Here is a 15,949-nt window from a genome sequence, read left to right on the forward strand (position 1 = left end):
CCGGCCCCTCAGAGCCAGCCGGCGCGCCTGAACCGGTAGTAGAGATAGCTGCAGGTGGCCGCAATCAGCGCCAGCGCCACCGCATAGCCGTAGCGGAATTTCAGCTCCGGCATGTGCTCGAAGTTCATGCCCCAGATGCCCGCGAACGCGGTGCACACCGCAAAGATGCTGGCCCAGGCCGCCAGCCGCTTCGTGACTTCGCTCTCCTCGATGGTGACCATCGAGAGGTTCACCGAAATGGCCGTGCCGATGGTGTCGCGCATCGCGTCGATCGAGCCGTTGATGCGGCCCAGGTGGTCGGCCACGTCGCGAAAGTATTCCTGCGAGGTCACGCAGATCTGCGGCACCCGCCCGCCGTGCAGCTTGCCCGCCGCCTCGACCAGCGGCGCCACGGCGCGCTTGAGGATCATGCTGCGGCGCTTCAGGTCGTACAGCTGCTTGATCTTGTCGCGCGCCGCGCCGCCCTGCGCGAAGATCTGCTGCTCGATGGATTCGAGTTCCACCTCGAGCGCGTCGATGACGGGAAAGTAGCGGTCGACCACCGCATCCATCAGCGCATACAGCACAAAGCCCGCGCCGTTGCGCAGCAGCTCGGGCTCGCGCTCGCAGCGCTCACGCACGCCCAGGAAGCCCTGCTGGCTGCGGTTGCGCACCGAGAGCACGTAGTTCTTCCCCACGAACACGTCGACCTCGCCCACGTTCACGCAGTGCTCGCCCTCGGCAGAAGGCTCGACCAGGTGCATCACGACGAAGAGCGAATCGCCGTATTCCTCGACCTTGGGCCGCTGGTGGCCGTGGTGGGCATCTTCCACCGCCAGCGGATGCAGGTTGAATTCATCCTGCATCTGGGCCAGTTCCTCCGGCGTGGCGTCGCTCAGCGCCACCCAGACGAAGCAGCCGGGCCGGGAGATGTACTCGCTGATGTCCTCGACCGGAATGTCGGCGAGCTTGGCGCCGTTCTCGTAGGCCACGCAGTTGATCAGCATCGGTACTCGTCCATGGTCGGTCTTGAAGGAGGCGGGTCAGGCCACCGTCTCCGGATTCGAAGCCGCGGCCAGCAGCAGGCCGGTGTCGGCCAGCGCGGCCTCGATGGCCTGCGTCTCGCTCCTGAGCAGCGCGAGGCCCTTTTCGGCGAATGCGCGATGGCTTGCCACGTCGGCCCACAGGCTCGCGGCGGCTTCGGCGCATGTCAATGATGTGAATCGGATGCGGCCCTTCGCCAGCTCGGCGAAGCGTTTCTCGCGCAGCGGGTCCGCCCGGTCCCAGGCGCCGCCGATGAGCACGCGCCGCCCGCGCTTGATGCGCGGTTCGCGCTCGGCAAAGAAAGGCAGCCTGGCGGACAGCCAGCCCGGCAACCCGGAGTCCGACGCGGTGTCGAAGGCCGTTGGGGCGGTGTGCGCCTTCGCAAAGCCGCGCAAGGTGCCGAGCTGATAGAGCACCGCGTCTTTCGGCCCGGCTGCAGCGCCGCCTTCCACCGGCCTGATGATGGACGCGCCGTGGCCTGCCCGCCCGTCGGGCCGTTTCGATTTGCGCAGGTCGGCGAGCTGTGCTGGCGTCATGCAGAGGTACAGCGCAGCGAGTTCTGCCGGCACGGTGGCGGTGTCGGGCAGCGCGTCCGCTTCAGGGCCTTTGAATTCATCCGGGTGGACCATGGGCGCCTTGTTTCTTCACGCGGGGTTCGCGCCGGCGGATTTTAAAGGTGGGCTGCCGGCCCGGCCGGACCGTTCGCCGTCCCCGATAATCGTCCGAGTGAAAACGACGACCGCGCAACCCTCCCCCTCCACCAGCGACTTCTCCGGGCACACGCCCATGATGGCGCAGTACCTGGGCCTCAAGGCGAACCATCCGGACACACTGCTGTTCTACCGGATGGGCGATTTCTACGAACTGTTCTGGGCCGACGCCGAAAAGGCCGCCCGCCTGCTCGATATCACGCTCACCCAGCGCGGCCAGTCGGCCGGCCAGCCGGTGGTGATGTGCGGCGTGCCCTTCCATGCGGTCGACACCTATCTTGCGCGGCTCATCAAGCTGGGCGAATCGGTGGCCATCTGCGAGCAGGTGGGCGAAGTCGGCGCCAGCAAGGGGCCGGTCGAGCGCAAGGTGGTGCGGGTGGTCACGCCCGGCACGCTGACCGATTCGGAACTGCTGAACGACAAGAGCGAATCGCTGCTGCTCGCGGTGCATGCGGGCACACGCAACTTCTGCGGCCTGGCCTGGCTCAGCGTGACCGGCGCCGAGTTGCGGCTGGCCGAATGCCCGGCCGATGCGCTCGAAGCCTGGATCGCGCGCATCGCGCCGAGCGAACTGCTCTACAGCGCCGAGGTGACGCCGGCCTTCGAGCAGCGCCTGAAGGCCGCGCGTGCGTCCACGCCCTTCACGCTCTCGATCCGGCCCGCATGGCAGTTCGACGGCGGCCTGGGCGAACGCAAGCTCAGCGAGCAGATGGGCAGCAACAGCCTCGCGGCCTGGAATGCCGAATCGCTCGCCAATGCGCATGCCGCCGCGGCTGCGCTGCTGGGCTATGCCGAGCACACGCAGGGCCGCGCGCTCTCGCACGTTCAACGCCTGTCGGTGGAACGCGATGGCGACCTGATCGAACTGCCGCCCACCACGCGGCGCAACCTGGAGCTGGTTCAAACGCTGCGAGGCGAAGACGCACCCACGCTGTTCTCGCTGCTCGACACCTGCATGACGGGCATGGGCAGCCGGCTGCTCAAGCGCTGGCTGCTGTCGCCGCGGCGCGACCGCAGCGAGGCGCAGGCCCGGCTCGAAGCCATTGCCGCGCTCCAGTCCACCGTGCTGGGCGGCACGGCCGCGCCCTGGCGCACCCTGCGCGAGCAGCTCAAGAACACCAGCGACGTGGAACGCATCGCGGCGCGCATCGCGCTCCGGCAGGTGCGTCCGCGCGAGTTGCTCGCGCTGCGCCTCGCGCTCGCGAAGGCCGAGCAGCTGGCACCGGCGCTTCCGGCCTCTGGCGAGCTGCTGGGCCGCATCATCGAACGGCTCGCGCCGCCGCCGGGCTGTGCCGACCTGCTGGCGAGCGCGATCAAGCCCGACCCGTCGGCGCTGGTGCGCGACGGCGGCGTGATCGCCACCGGCCACGACGCCGAGCTCGACGAGCTGCGCGCCATCAGCGAGAACTGCGACGATTTTTTGCTGAAGCTCGAAGTCAGCGAACGCGAGCGCACCGGCATTTCCAACCTGCGCGTGCAGTTCAACCGCGTGCACGGCTTCTACATCGAGGTCACGCAAAGCGCGCTCTCGAAGGTGCCCGACAACTACCGCCGCCGCCAGACGCTGAAGAACGCCGAGCGCTTCATCACGCCCGAACTCAAGGCCTTCGAGGACAAGGCACTGAGCGCGCAGGACCGGGCCCTCGCCCGCGAGAAGTGGCTCTACGAGCAATTGCTCGATGCGCTGCAGCCCTCGGTGCCGGCGCTCACGCAGCTGGCCGGCGCCATTGCCACGCTCGACGCGCTGTGCGCGCTGGCCGAGCGCTCGCACACGCTGCACTGGCGCGCGCCGAGCTTCGTCTCGCACCCCTGCATCGAGATCCAGCAGGGCCGCCATCCCGTAGTGGAGGCGCGGCTGGCCGAAAAATCGTCGGGCGGCTTCATCGCCAACGACACCCAGCTCGGGCCGCAGCAGCGCATGCAGGTGATCACCGGCCCCAACATGGGCGGCAAGTCGACCTACATGCGGCAGGTGGCGATCATCGTGCTGCTGGCGTCCATCGGCTCGCACGTGCCGGCGGCGGCCTGCCGGCTCGGGCCGATCGACGCCATCCACACCCGCATCGGCGCCGCGGACGACCTGGCCAACGCGCAGTCGACCTTCATGCTCGAGATGACCGAGGCCGCGCAAATCTTGCACAGCGCCACCGCCCAGTCGCTGGTGCTGATGGACGAGATCGGCCGCGGCACCAGCACCTTCGACGGGCTGGCGCTGGCCGCGGGCATCGCGGCCCAGCTGCACGACCGCAGCAAGGCCTTCACGCTGTTTGCCACCCATTACTTCGAGCTGACCGAATTCCCGGCCACGCACCACTGCGCCGTGAACATGCACGTGAGCGCCACCGAGGCGGGGCGCGACATCGTGTTTTTGCACGAAATGCAGCCCGGTCCGGCCAGCAAGAGCTACGGCATCCAGGTGGCGCGGCTCGCGGGCATGCCGGCCGCGGTGGTCAACCATGCGCGGCAGGCGCTCGAGGCGCTGGAGTCGCAGCATGCCCAGACGCGGGCGCAGGTCGACCTGTTCGCCCCGCCCCCGTCGGCCGAAACGCCCATGGCCAGCGCCGTAGAATCCGCCCTGGCCGCGCTCGACCCCGATGCGATGACGCCACGGGAGGCGCTCGACGCGCTCTATGCCTTACAAAAACTGAACACGCGCGAACGCAGCGCTGCGTAGCGGGCATCCTTCGTGCGAGATGAAAAAATGACTTATTGCGTAGGCATCAAACTCAACGCCGGCCTGGTGTTTCTTTCCGACTCGCGCACCAATGCGGGCGTGGATCACATCAGCACCTTCCGCAAGATGATCGTCTACGAGCAGCCGGGCGACCGCGTCATGGTGCTGCTGTCCTCGGGCAACCTGAGCATCTCGCAGTCGGTGCGCGAAATCCTGCAGATCGAGGAGCTGCGCGAAACGCGCGAAGACGGCTCGCAGGGCGACCCCATCACCATCTGGAACGCCAAGAGCATGTTCGACGCCGCGCGCGTGCTCGGCTCGGCGGTGCGCCACGTGTATGACCGCGACGCCGAGGCGCTCAAGCATGCGGGGCTGGACTTCAACGTGTCCTTCATCTTCGGCGGCCAGGTCAAGGGCGAAGGCATGCGCCTGTTCCTGGTCTATGCGGCCGGCAACTTCATCGAGGCCACCACCGAGACGCCCTACTTCCAGGTGGGCGAATCCAAGTACGGCAAGCCGGTGCTCGACCGCGTGCTCACGCCCGAGACCCCGCTCGACGAAGCCGCCAAGTGCGCCCTGGTGTCGATGGACTCGACCATGAAGTCGAACCTGTCGGTGGGACTGCCGCTCGACCTGGTGGTGTACGAGGCCAACAAGCTCGAGACCGACCGCGTGATCTGCATCGACGCCGACAACCCCTACTACCGCATGATGCACAACAGCTGGGGCCAGAAGCTGCGCGAGGTGTTCGACAGCATCGAGGATCCGGTGTGGGACGACTCCGCCACCGAGCATCCGCTGAAGATGCCGGCCACGCGGCACAGCCCGCTGCGCAAGATCTCGACGCCCGACGAAAAACTGATCTGAAGCCGACCGCGGCCATGCCGATGCCTCCCGTCGTGTTCTCGCACGGCAACAGCTTTCCTGCGAGCACCTACCGCGTCGTCCTCGACAGCCTGCGCAGCCGCGGCTTCGAGGTCGATGCCATCGAGAAATTCGGGCACGACCCGAAGTACCCCGTCACCGACAACTGGCCGCACCTGGTGCAGCAGCTGGCCGACTTCGCACAGCAGCGCGCCGACCGCGCCGGCGGCCCGGTGTTCCTGGTCGGCCATTCGCTGGGCGGAATCCTGAGCCTGATGTGCGCGGCGCTGCATCCGGCGCTCGCTTGCGGCGTGGTGCTGCTCGACTCGCCGGTTCTCAGCGGCTGGCGCGCGAACACGCTCAATGTCGTCAAGCGCACACCGCTCATGAAGAGCATTTCGCCCGGCGCCATCAGCCGCAAGCGCAGGAACAGCTGGGCGCACCGCGAAGCGGTGTTCGAGCACTTCCGCAGCAAGAAGGCCTTTGCCAGGTGGGACGAGCAGGTGCTGCACGACTACATCGACCACGGCACCTTCGCGAGCGAAGACATGCGCGAACTGAGTTTCGACCGCGACGTGGAAACGGCCATCTACAACACCCTGCCCCACAACCTGGGCGCGCTGCTGCGCCGCCATCCGCTCAAGTGCAAGGCGGCCTTCATCGGCGGGCGCCAGTCCGCGGAGATGAAGCAGGTGGGCATGGCGATGACCCAGAAGGTCACCAGGGGACGCATCGCCATGCTCGACGGCACGCACCTGTTTCCCATGGAAAAGCCGCTGGCCACAGCGGCGGCGGTCGAGGCGGCGCTGCGCAACCTGATGGGCTGATCGGCAGCGGCAACACAGGCGCGCCTGGTCTTCGCGGCGCACCTCACCAGGAATAGCCGGCCTGCACGCGGGCGGCAATGCGGTTGCTGCTGCCGCTGCTGGTGGCGGTGGAGACCCCCAGCCCCAGGTTCAGGTTGTCGCTGACCTGATAGCCGAAAGCAAAGCCGATGGCCGATGCGCCGGCGTAGCCGCCCACGGCCGCCCCCATCCATTTCTTGCCCGCCGGCAGGGTCGGCATCGACGGCATGGCCAATGCCGATGCCACGCCCTTTGCGGCAAAGGCGTTCGCCTGGCTGGTCGCGTTGCTCACCGCCTGCTGCAGTTGGTTCACGTTGACCGCATCGGTGCCCAGCAACCCAGGCGCGACGTTCGCAATGCCACGCAGCTGTCCGGTGGCCGCGTTACCCACCGACACGGTGTTGTCGCGATCCGCCACCGAGCCCTGGCCCAGCGCGACCGCATTGCTGCCCGCGGCCAGCGTGTTGGCACCCAGCGCCACCCCGTTGTTGCCGGTGGCCACCGCGTTGTTGCCCACGGCGGTGGTGGGATCGGCCAGGGCCCTGGCGCCGGCGCCGATGGCCACCGAGCCGGCATGGCGGGCCTCGGCGCCGCTGCCCACCGCGGTGGTGCTGTCGCCATTGGCCGTGGCATTGGCGCCCAGCGCCGTGGCACCCGCACCGGTGGCCTTGCTGCCCGTGCCGCAGGTCACGCTGCCCCCGCTGAAGCTGCACAGGCCGTTGGCAAGGGCCTGGTTCATCACGCTCTGCAAGGCCGTCACCTGCTGCACCGTGAAGCTGTTGGAGGCCGCGACGGCACCCTGCTCCGCCTGCTGGACCTGACCGACGTTAGCGGCATCCGTCGCGGCCGTGCCGGCCCGGACGTTGCCAAGCGTGGTTCCCGCGCCGCCGTTGGCATTCAGGCTGACAGTCGTGCCACCCGGACCGTACTGGACCGAATTGTTCGCCACGCCCAAGGCGGTGTTGGCCGTGCCCTGGGCAGCCGCTGCCGCGGTTTGGGCGCCGTTGGCCGTGGTTTGCGCAGTGGCTGCATTGGCAAGGGCAGTGTTCGCCGTACTCTGGACGCCATTGGCCGTGGCCTGTGCCGTGGCCGCATTGGCAAGCGCGGTGCTCGCCGTGCCCTGGGCCGCCGCCGCCGCAGTCTGGGCAAGAACCGCCGTGCCCGTTGCGGCACTGGCGGTGGCCTGCGCGGTGTCCGCTGCGTTGGAAGCCGCATTGGCGGCTTGCTGCACGGTGTACAGCTGGCTGCCGTTGACGACATCGGTGCTCGTGGCGGTCACTGATCCGGCGCTGACGTTGACCAGGCCGCGCGTCTGGCCGGTCGATCCGAAAGAGACCGTGTTGGGCGCCGTGGCAGAGGAGTTCGCGCCGATGGCCACGCTTCCGGTCGCGCCGCCTGCGACCTGGCTGCCAGAGCCGATGGCCACGCTGCCCGTTGCAAGCGCCGCCGCGCCCGAGACGCCATCGTTGGCGCCACCGATCGCCGTGCTGCCGCTGCCGGACGCCACGGCGCCCTGCTGGGTGCCCGAGGCGCTTCCGATGGCGACCGCCGCGTTGCCCGTGGCCTGCGCGCCGCTGCCACCTGCATGGCCGGGGTAGCCGCAGCAGCCTTCCGGGCCCGCGCCTCCCGCCCCCAGCGCGATAGCCCCGCTTGCCGAAGCCCGGGCGCCGCTGCCGCCAGCTCCGCCGGTGCCTCCTGCAAAGCCCTGCCCAGCGGTTCCACCGCCTCCAATGGCCGTCGAGCCATTGGCGGTTGCGCTGGCTCCCGCGCCGCCGGTTCCGCCGATGCCGCCGGCAGTTCCGTTGCTGCCATCTCCACCCGCACCGATTGCGGTGGCGCCGTCTGCGGTGGCCACGGCCGCGCTGCCGCCGCTGCTCGATGACCAGCCTGGCCGAATAGGGCCTGGGTTGCCCGCATCGCCGGCTGCATAACCGGCAGCGTGTGCGCTTCCCGCAAGAAGCAGGGTCATCGGCAGCAGCCGTCCGAGCCTGCGTGCGAACTGCTGCTGTTTTGCCGTCGTCTGGTTGGCCATAGACTTTTCCCCGTGAACAGTTAGAACAAAACGTGGAAAGTGTGTCTTTTTGTTTTCGGCAAGACCATCCCGGAGAACTGGTAGATGAAGAAGCCTCGACCGCAGCCTTGCCTTCGAACCGCGCACCGGCGGCGTCGGCCTCAGCACTCGCTGTCGCAAAGCCCTGACCACCGCATGGACAAACGAGGCGCCACAAATGTGAACTAAGGCAACATTCATGGAAAATAAGTCGAAACGTCCCAGTTTTTCGGCCACAGCCCCGGAATGCCGCCCAAATGTTCTCCTCGGAAGCCGTCGAAACCGTCTCGCTGAGCTCGGTGCTCGTGGTCGAAAACGACACGGCGATGCAAGAACGTCTGCGCTACATCCTGCCTACGCTCGGATGCGACGAGCCGCAGATCATCTGGGCCGACGATGCCGAGATGGCCATGCATCTGCTGGAAAAGCCGAGCTTCGGCGTGGTGCTGGTGGACATCGGCCTGCCCGGCGACGAAACGGTCGAGCTCGTCGAGTGGCTGCAGGCTCACCATCCGCAGGTGCCGGCCGTGGCCATTTCCGCCTCCCGCAGCGAAGAAGCCATTTTTTCCGCGCTTCGCGCCGGCGCGGTGGCCTATCTCCTGAAGGAGCGCGACGACCTCGAACTGAGCATCGGCCTGCGCAGCATCGAGCAGGGCGGCGCCACCATCGATCCGGCCATTGCGCGGCGCGTGCTTGCCTGGCATGCGGGGCACGCGGCCGATCCGGGGTCGATGCCTGAGGCGGCGCTGACGCCGCAGGAGCGCAAGACGCTTGAACTCGTGGTGCAGGGGCTCGGCCACCGCGACGTCGCCGAAGCGCTGGCGATGCCCCGGCTGGCGGTGGAATGCCGCATCAAGGGCATCTACAGAAAGCTGGCACTCGGCTCGCGCGCCGAGACGGCGCACATGGCCGGCGGGCACGCCTAGGCGCGCTGACCAACCCTAGAGTTCGAGCACCAGCCGGCCTTCGCAGGCGCGCGAGCAGCAGGCCATCATCTTGTTGTGGGCCTCGCGTTCCGGGCGGGTCAGCACCACGTCGCGGTGATCGACCTTGCCGGACAGCACCCGCACCTCGCACGAGCCGCACAGGCCCTCTTCGCAATCGCTCTGCACATCGACGTTGGCGGCGCGCAACGCCGACAGCAGGGTCTGGTCGGGCGGCACGGTGACCACCAGGCCGGAATCCTTCAGCTCGACTTCGAACGCATGCTCCTTCGACGGATCGAGCGTGGCGAGCGTCGACTCGAAATGCTCCACGCGCAAGGCACCCTCGGGCCAGGCGGCGCAGCAGTCTTCGAGCGCCTCGAGCATGCGCAGCGGGCCGCAGGCATAGACCTGCGCACCGGCCACCGGCTCGACGAGCAGCGCGCGCAGATCGCAGCGCCGTCCTTCGTCGCTCGCATGGACATGCAGCCGCTCGCCGTGCAGCGCCGCGAGCTCGTCCAGAAAGGCCATGCGCCTGCGGCTGCGGCCGCTGTAGTGCAGTTCGTAGTCCATGCCCAGCGCCTTCGCGCGGCGCGCCATGGCGCTCACGGGCGTGATGCCGATGCCGCCCGCAATGAAGATCGCCTTCCGGAGCGACTCGTCAAGCCGGAAGTGGTTGCGCGGCCCGCGGATGCGCAGCCGGTCGCCGGCCTGCACCTGCGTGTGCACCCAGGCCGAGCCGCCGCGCCCCCCGGGCTCGTGCAGCACCGCGATCTCCAGCACGCCGGCTTCGTCGGGATCGCCGCACAGCGAATACTGGCGCGACAGCTCGGGCGAGCCGCATTCCACGTCGATGTGCGAACCCGCGGTCCAGCGCGGCAGCGGCTTGCCGTCCGGCGACACGAGCCGCAGCTTCACGATGCCCTCGGCCACCGGCGTCACGCGCTCCACCACCACCGGCCGCGCGATCGCGTGCCGCGAGGGCTCGCCGATGCGCACCGGCACCTGCACCTCGCGCAGCGCGGGGTTCGCGCGCTCCGGATTGGCCGCAGGGTCCCATTCGACCCACAGGTGCTCGGGCCCGCGGAACGAGGTGTTCGGCACGTAGCTGAAGCGCTGCTCGGCAAGGCGCATGTGCGGCAGCCGCCGCGTGAACTCCTCGAGGAAGATCTGCATCTCCATGCGCGCGAGGTTCTTGCCCATGCACTGGTGCGAGCCATAGCCGAAGGTCAGGTGGTCGCTGGCGTTGTCGCGGCGAATGTCGAACAGGTCGGCATCCGCGAAATGCGCCTCGTCATGGTTGGCCGACGAGGTGACGATCAGGAGCCGCGAGCCGGCCGGCAAATCGACGCCGCCCACCTGCGTGTCCCTGGTGACGAGGCGCCGCCAGGCGGCCACCGAGCCGTTGTGGCGCAGGCACTCTTCCACCGCGTTGGGAATGAGACCCGGGTCTTCGCAGAGTTCCCGCCACACCTGCGGATGTTGCAGCAGCAGCTTGACCGCGTTGGCGGTGGCGTTGGCGGTGGTCTCGTGCGCGGCCACGATGCCGGCCATCATCATCGAGTGCAGGTACGAATCGGTCACCACCTCGGGGTGCAGCTTCTGCTTGCGGATGCCGTACTGCATCCAGCCGGGCGCGTCGGGGTCCTGGCGCATCTTCTCGAGCACCTTGCCGGCGTACTGCCAGAAGTTGCCCACCGCATGCGCCACGGCCACCTGCTCTTCGGGCTTCGGCCGGCCCCAGGTGTTGACGGTGTGCGCAATCGAATACTTGCGCAGCGTGTCCATGTCTTCCTCGGGCACGCCAAGGAAGTGCAGCGCCACGGTCAGCGGAATTTCCCACAGCATCTGGTCGACGAGATCGGCGCGGCCGTCGTCGATGAAGCGGTCGACATAGCTGCGCGCCAGCTCGCGCACCATCGGCTCGTGGTGCCTGAGCGCCTCGGGCGTGAACGGGTCCATCAGCACGCGGCGGCGCGGCATGTGGGCGGGCTCGTCCTCGTTCACCAGCGTGCGGTTCAAAGCAAAGCCGTAGGAGGCGAGCACGGCATTGGCCTCGTCGCTCGTGGGCGTGATCTTCTCCAGCGCGTTCGAGGGGCTGAAAGTGATGTTGTCGCGGAACACCGCCTTGATGTCGTCGTAGCGCGTGATCACCCAGTAGCCGAGCCTGGGGCTGAAGAAGATCGGCTCCTTCTCGCGCGCCCAGCGCACGTATTCGGGCGGGTCCTGCTGGTAGCCGTCCTCGAAGGGGTCGAACTCGGCCGCGCGCGCGCTGACGGGACAGCCGGTGGGCGTGCGCTCGGAAGACAGCGGCCCGTGCGCGACGGGACAGCCGGAGGTGCGTGGAGGCAAGGCGGTGTCGGCGGACATGGCGGCGGGCTCAGTCGAGGGTGATCTTCAGGTCCCGGATGAGCTTGTGCCAGCGCACGGTCTCGCTCTTGAGCAGCGCGGCGTACTGCGCGGGCGTGCTGCCCACGGGCTCCACGCCGAAGTCGGTCATGCGCGTGCGCACCGAGGGTTCGTTGATCGCGGCCACCAGCTGGCGGTTGAGCGTGTTCACCACCTCCGGCGGCGTGGCCGAGGGCACCACCACGCCGACCAGCGCGGCGGCCTCGACGTTCCTGTAGCCGAGCTCGGCGAAAGTGGGCACGTCGGGCAGCTGCGGCAGCCGCGTCGGGTTGGCCACCGCCAGAGCGCGGACCTTGCCGCCCTTGATGAAGCCCGCGCCGGCCGCCAGGTCGACCATCATGGCCGGCAGCTGCCCGCCCACCACATCGGCCAGCGCAGGCGCCGCGCCGCGGTACGGCACGTGGACCATGAAGAGGCCGGCCTCCACCTTGAGCAGTTCCATCGCCAGGTGATGCGGGCTGCCCGCGCCGGCCGAGGCGTAGCTCAGGTCGCCAGGCTTGGCCTTGGCCCTGGCGATGAAATCCTTGGCCGTGGCAATGCCGGAATTGGCGCCGACCACCAGGATCATCGGAAACTTGCCCATCAGCGTGACGGGTGCCAGGTCCTTGGTCGGGCTGTAAGACAGCGCCTTGTAGAGCGCGGGGTTGAACACCAGCGTGCCGTTGTCGGCCGACAGCACCGTGTAGCCGTCGGCCGGCGCGCGCGCCGTCTCGGCCGCGGCCAGCGCGGTATTGCCGCCGGGCTTGTTGTCCACCAGCACCGGCTGCCCCACCTGGGCGGAGAGCGTCTGCGCGACCGTGCGCGCCAGGAAGTCGGAGCCGCCGCCCGCCGCGTACGGAACGAGCCAGCGGATCGGCTTGGCGGGAAAGGTCTGGGCGCTGGCGCTTGCCGCGGCAGCAAGGGAAAGAACGGCAAGGCACCGAGCAAGGCGGTTTTTCATGGATGTCTCCGACATGATTTCGTATTGCGTAAGTATCATACGCATTGCGTAATCATGGTCAAGGGACAACCCTGAACCCGGGCGGCCGCTCGGCGCCCGGTTCCAGCACCTAACATGAAGCCCACATGACCCAAGCCCCGGAACTCCCCGCGCTCTCCCCCGCGACCCGCGAACGCCGCCAGCGCGTGCAATCGGCCGAAACCGGCATGGCGGTGCTCAAGGGGCTGGCCCACCTGGGCGGCCGCAGCAGCCTCACCGCCCTGTCGGCCCACGTCGGCGAAAGCCCGGCCAAGGTGCACCGCTACCTTGCCAGCCTGATGGAGGAAGGGCTGGTGCTGCAGGACGCCGTCTCGCAGCACTACTACCTGGGCACGGAAGCCATCCAGATCGGCCTGGCCGCCATGCGCCAGGCCGACCCGATCCGCGCGGCCGAGCCCAGCCTGGTCCGGCTGCGCGAATCGCTCGAAGTGACCTGCTTCGTCGCGGTCATGGGCAACAAGGGGCCGACCATCGTACGCTTCGAGGAACCGGGCCTGCCGGTCACGGTGAACGTGCGCGCGGGCTCGGTGATGTCGATGCTCTGGTCGGCCACCGGCCGCGCGTTCCTGGGCCTCCTCGACGAGTCGCGGGTGCTGGCGCTGGCCGAGCAGGAACTGGCGGAGTCACCGGAAGACATGCGGGCCACGCTGGACGCGAAGGACCCCATCGGCCAGCTGCGGCGCGACGTGCAGAAGGCGCGCTGCGCGAGCGTGAGAGACACCTACCTGCGCGGCATCAGCGCCGTGGCGGCGCCGGTCTACGACTATGCGGGCCGCGTGTGCGCCGTGCTGACGGCCTTGGGGGCGACAGGCGGCTTCGACCCCGCCATCGACGGCCCGATCGCTGCCGCGGTGCGCCAGGAGGCCCGCGCCGCAAGCGCCATCCTGGGGCACGGGAACGGCGCCTGAGCGCCGGGACAGCCGCTGCGCCTGTTCCTATTCCGCCCAGACCACCGTGCCGGTCCAGGCCGTGGCCAGCACCACGATGCCGAAGGCGATGCGGTACCAGGCAAAGGGAATGAAGTCGTGCGTGCTGATGTACTTCAGCAGCCAGCGCACGCAGAGCCAGGCGCTGATGAAGGAAAACACCAGCCCCACAGCGAACAGCGGAATGTCGGCCACCGACAGCAGCGCGCGTTCCTTGTAGAGGCTGTAGGCACCGGCGCCGATCAGCGTCGGGATGGCCAGGAAGAACGAAAAGTCGGTGGCCGCCTGGCGCGACAGGCCGAGCAGCATGCCGCCGATGATGGTCGAGCCGCTGCGGCTGGTGCCCGGAATCATCGCGAAGCACTGCACCAGGCCGACCTTGAGCGCGTCCCACATCGTCATGTCGTCGACATGCTCGATGCGCACCGAGCCTGGCGGCCGCTTCTCGGCCCACAGGATGATGAAGCCGCCGATGATGAAGGTGCTGGCCACGACCACCGGGGTGAAGAGGTGCGCCTTGATCATCTTGCCGAACACCAGCCCAAGCACCACGGCGGGGAGAAATCCGATGACCACGTTGAGCGCGAGGCGCCTTGCCTTGGGCTGCCTCGGCAGCGCCACCACGGTGGAATGGATCTTCTGCCAGTACACCAGGATCACCGCGAAGATCGCACCGGTCTGGATGGCAATGTCGAACACCTTCGCCTTGTCGTCGTCGAAGCCGAGCAGCGAGCCTGCAAGAATCAGATGTCCCGTCGACGAGATGGGCAGAAACTCGGTCAGCCCCTCGACGATGCCCATGATGGCGGCCTTCACCAGCAAAACGATGTCCACGCTTACTCCTTTAAAGAGCAGCAATTATGGCGAGGCATCGAGTCAGGCCAGGTTCAGCTGGCCCCTGGCATCCGCGGGCTTTATCGCGCAGCTTGATTCGTGCGCAGCCGCAGGGCCCGCACCGCGCTGTCGACGGTGGTGAGAACCGGCAGGCCGCTGGCCGCTTCGCAGGCGGCGCGCGCGCGCGCCATGCTGAACTGCGCGAGCGCAATGCGCGTGCAGCCGCGCTCGCGCAGCGCCACCGCCTGGGCGGCGATCAGCGCGTCGTGCCGCTGCGTGTCGCCGGCGTTCAGCGCGTCGAGCGCGCCTTCGGCCAGCACGGGCTCGAGTGCGGTGCCGGCCGGAAACTCCGGCGGCATCGATACCAGCGTGGCCGCGAAGGTGGCGATGAGCCCGAGGCGGCCCTGCCCTTGCGCGGCCTCCGCCACCATCGCCTCGTTGGGCTTGAGCACCGGCATGCCCGCATGCCGCCTCGCCACCGCCTCGATGCAGGGCCCGAAGGCCGAGCAGGTGAAGAGGATGCCTTCGGCACCCGTGTCGACCGCGTACTGCGCGAGTTGCTGAAAGCGCGCATGCATCGCCGCGTCGAGCCCGCGGCCGTTGCGCGCGAGGTCGGCCGAAAGGCTGTCGTCCAGCAGGTTCATGCGCACGGCCTCGGGCCAGTCGCGCTCGAAGGCGGCGTTGATGGGCGCAACCGAGTGCGAGAGGGCGTGGATCAGGGCGATGCGGGTCATGCGGCAGGATTGGTCAGATGCCCTTGGACGAGGGGTTGGCAAAGGCCTCCTTCGTCTCGGCATTGAGCGGGTAGTTGATGTTGATGCCCTTGGGCGGAATCGGCGACATGAACCACTTGTTGTAGAGCTTTTCCATCTCGCCCGACTTCATCATGCCCGACACCACGCGGTCCACCAGTGCCTTGAAGGCCGGATCGTCCTTGCGGAACATGAGCGACTGGTTCTCGGTGCGCAGGCTCTCGCCGGTGATGATGAAGTCCTTCGGATTACGCGCATTCGCGATCTGGCCGGCCAGCAGGATGTCGTCGAGCACGAAGGCCTGCGCACGGCCGCTTTCCACCAGCAGGAAGGAATCGCTGTGGTCCTTGCCGCCCAGGTTGTTCACCTCGAGGTTGCGGCCCTTGTCGGCCTCGCGCAGCAGGCGGAACGAGGTGGTGCCCGTGGTGGTGGCCACCGTCTTGCCCTGCAGGTCGGCAATGCTCCTGATGCCCGAATCGGCCTTCACCAGCATGCGCACGTTGTAGCGGAAGATGTCGGGCGAGAACGCCACCTGCTTCTGGCGCTCGACCAGGTTGGTGGTGGAGCCGCACTCGATGTCCACCGTGCCGTTCTGCACCAGCGGAATGCGGTTGGCCGAGGTCACGGCCTGGTACTTGATCTCGATGGCCGGCAGCTTGAGCTCGGTCTTCACCGCCTCGACGATGCGGTTGCAGATCTCGATGCTGTAGCCCACCGGCTTCAGGTTGCCGTCGAGGTAGGAGAAGCCGAACGACGACTCGCGGTAGCCGAAGGTGATGGCGCCGCTCGCCTTGATCTTGGCGAGCGTGTCGTTCTCCTGGGCCTGCGCGGCTGCGTGCGGCAACAGGGCGGCAAAGGCCACCGCGAGAGCGGCAGCACCGAAAGGGATCGGCAGACGAAGCTTGGGCATGGAAGCGCTCCTCGGAACGGCGTTGAAGAAAACAGACGAAAGAAAATCGG

13 protein-coding genes are annotated in these 15,949 nt (G+C 68.1%); 5 read left to right on the forward strand and 8 right to left on the reverse strand.

Annotated elements, in window-relative coordinates:
- Window positions 1–8 precede the first annotated feature (8 nt).
- On the reverse strand, window positions 9–986 hold the full coding sequence (gene corA / locus IB278_RS12490; RefSeq protein WP_192323570.1) for a magnesium/cobalt transporter CorA: 978 nt from the start codon (window positions 984–986) through the stop codon (window positions 9–11).
- A gap of 36 nt (window positions 987–1,022) precedes the next feature.
- A complete protein-coding gene (locus tag IB278_RS12495) occupies window positions 1,023–1,652 on the reverse strand; it encodes a hypothetical protein (RefSeq protein ID WP_192323571.1) in 630 nt (209 codons plus the stop codon).
- A 97-nt stretch (window positions 1,653–1,749) separates the two neighbouring features.
- Here IB278_RS12495 and mutS point away from each other — a divergent pair, with 97 nt between their 5' ends.
- The 3 genes from mutS to IB278_RS12510 are packed head-to-tail and all read left to right on the forward strand — an operon-like array spanning window position 1,750 to window position 6,098.
- Window positions 1,750–4,407, forward strand: a complete 2,658-nt coding sequence (gene mutS, locus IB278_RS12500) for a DNA mismatch repair protein MutS (RefSeq protein ID WP_192323572.1) — start codon at window positions 1,750–1,752, stop codon at window positions 4,405–4,407.
- Window positions 4,408–4,434: 27 nt separating this feature from the next.
- Entirely contained in the window at window positions 4,435–5,274 is an 840-nt protein-coding gene (locus IB278_RS12505) for a proteasome-type protease (protein WP_012748685.1), read from the forward strand.
- A gap of 14 nt (window positions 5,275–5,288) precedes the next feature.
- A complete protein-coding gene (locus IB278_RS12510; RefSeq protein WP_186454237.1) occupies window positions 5,289–6,098 on the forward strand; it encodes an alpha/beta fold hydrolase in 810 nt (269 codons plus the stop codon).
- A 43-nt stretch (window positions 6,099–6,141) separates the two neighbouring features.
- On the opposite strand, the gene IB278_RS12515 is transcribed toward IB278_RS12510, so the two are convergent.
- Complete coding sequence (locus IB278_RS12515; RefSeq protein ID WP_410000816.1) at window positions 6,142–8,085, reverse strand: YadA family autotransporter adhesin; 1,944 nt, start codon at window positions 8,083–8,085, stop codon at window positions 6,142–6,144.
- A gap of 338 nt (window positions 8,086–8,423) precedes the next feature.
- Here IB278_RS12515 and IB278_RS12520 point away from each other — a divergent pair, with 338 nt between their 5' ends.
- A complete protein-coding gene (locus IB278_RS12520) occupies window positions 8,424–9,092 on the forward strand; it encodes a response regulator transcription factor (RefSeq protein WP_192323573.1) in 669 nt (222 codons plus the stop codon).
- 15 nt (window positions 9,093–9,107) lie between these two features.
- Here IB278_RS12520 and IB278_RS12525 read toward each other — a convergent pair whose 3' ends face one another.
- Window positions 9,108–11,459, reverse strand: coding sequence for a cytochrome P450/oxidoreductase (locus IB278_RS12525; RefSeq protein WP_192323574.1), 2,352 nt, complete (start codon window positions 11,457–11,459; stop codon window positions 9,108–9,110).
- A 10-nt stretch (window positions 11,460–11,469) separates the two neighbouring features.
- Window positions 11,470–12,438, reverse strand: coding sequence for a Bug family tripartite tricarboxylate transporter substrate binding protein (locus IB278_RS12530; protein WP_145746200.1), 969 nt, complete (start codon window positions 12,436–12,438; stop codon window positions 11,470–11,472).
- Between the two features lie 125 nt (window positions 12,439–12,563).
- On the opposite strand from IB278_RS12530, the gene IB278_RS12535 reads away from it, so the two are divergent.
- A complete protein-coding gene (locus IB278_RS12535; protein ID WP_145746199.1) occupies window positions 12,564–13,385 on the forward strand; it encodes an IclR family transcriptional regulator in 822 nt (273 codons plus the stop codon).
- A 27-nt stretch (window positions 13,386–13,412) separates the two neighbouring features.
- On the opposite strand, the gene IB278_RS12540 is transcribed toward IB278_RS12535, so the two are convergent.
- The 3 genes from IB278_RS12540 to IB278_RS12550 all read right to left on the reverse strand — a co-directional run bounded on the left by IB278_RS12540 (window position 13,413) and on the right by IB278_RS12550 (window position 15,899).
- Window positions 13,413–14,237: an undecaprenyl-diphosphate phosphatase gene (locus tag IB278_RS12540; RefSeq protein ID WP_145746198.1), complete on the reverse strand. Its 825-nt coding sequence runs from the start codon at window positions 14,235–14,237 to the stop codon at window positions 13,413–13,415.
- Window positions 14,238–14,317: 80 nt separating this feature from the next.
- Window positions 14,318–14,971: an aspartate/glutamate racemase family protein gene (locus IB278_RS12545; RefSeq protein WP_192323575.1), complete on the reverse strand. Its 654-nt coding sequence runs from the start codon at window positions 14,969–14,971 to the stop codon at window positions 14,318–14,320.
- A gap of 13 nt (window positions 14,972–14,984) precedes the next feature.
- Entirely contained in the window at window positions 14,985–15,899 is a 915-nt protein-coding gene (locus IB278_RS12550) for an amino acid ABC transporter substrate-binding protein (RefSeq protein WP_192323576.1), read from the reverse strand.
- Window positions 15,900–15,949: the final 50 nt, after the last annotated feature.

Origin of the sequence: Variovorax sp. VRV01 (assembly GCF_014852545.1) — a bacterium.
In the GTDB taxonomy this organism is placed as follows: domain Bacteria; phylum Pseudomonadota; class Gammaproteobacteria; order Burkholderiales; family Burkholderiaceae_C; genus Variovorax; species Variovorax beijingensis_A.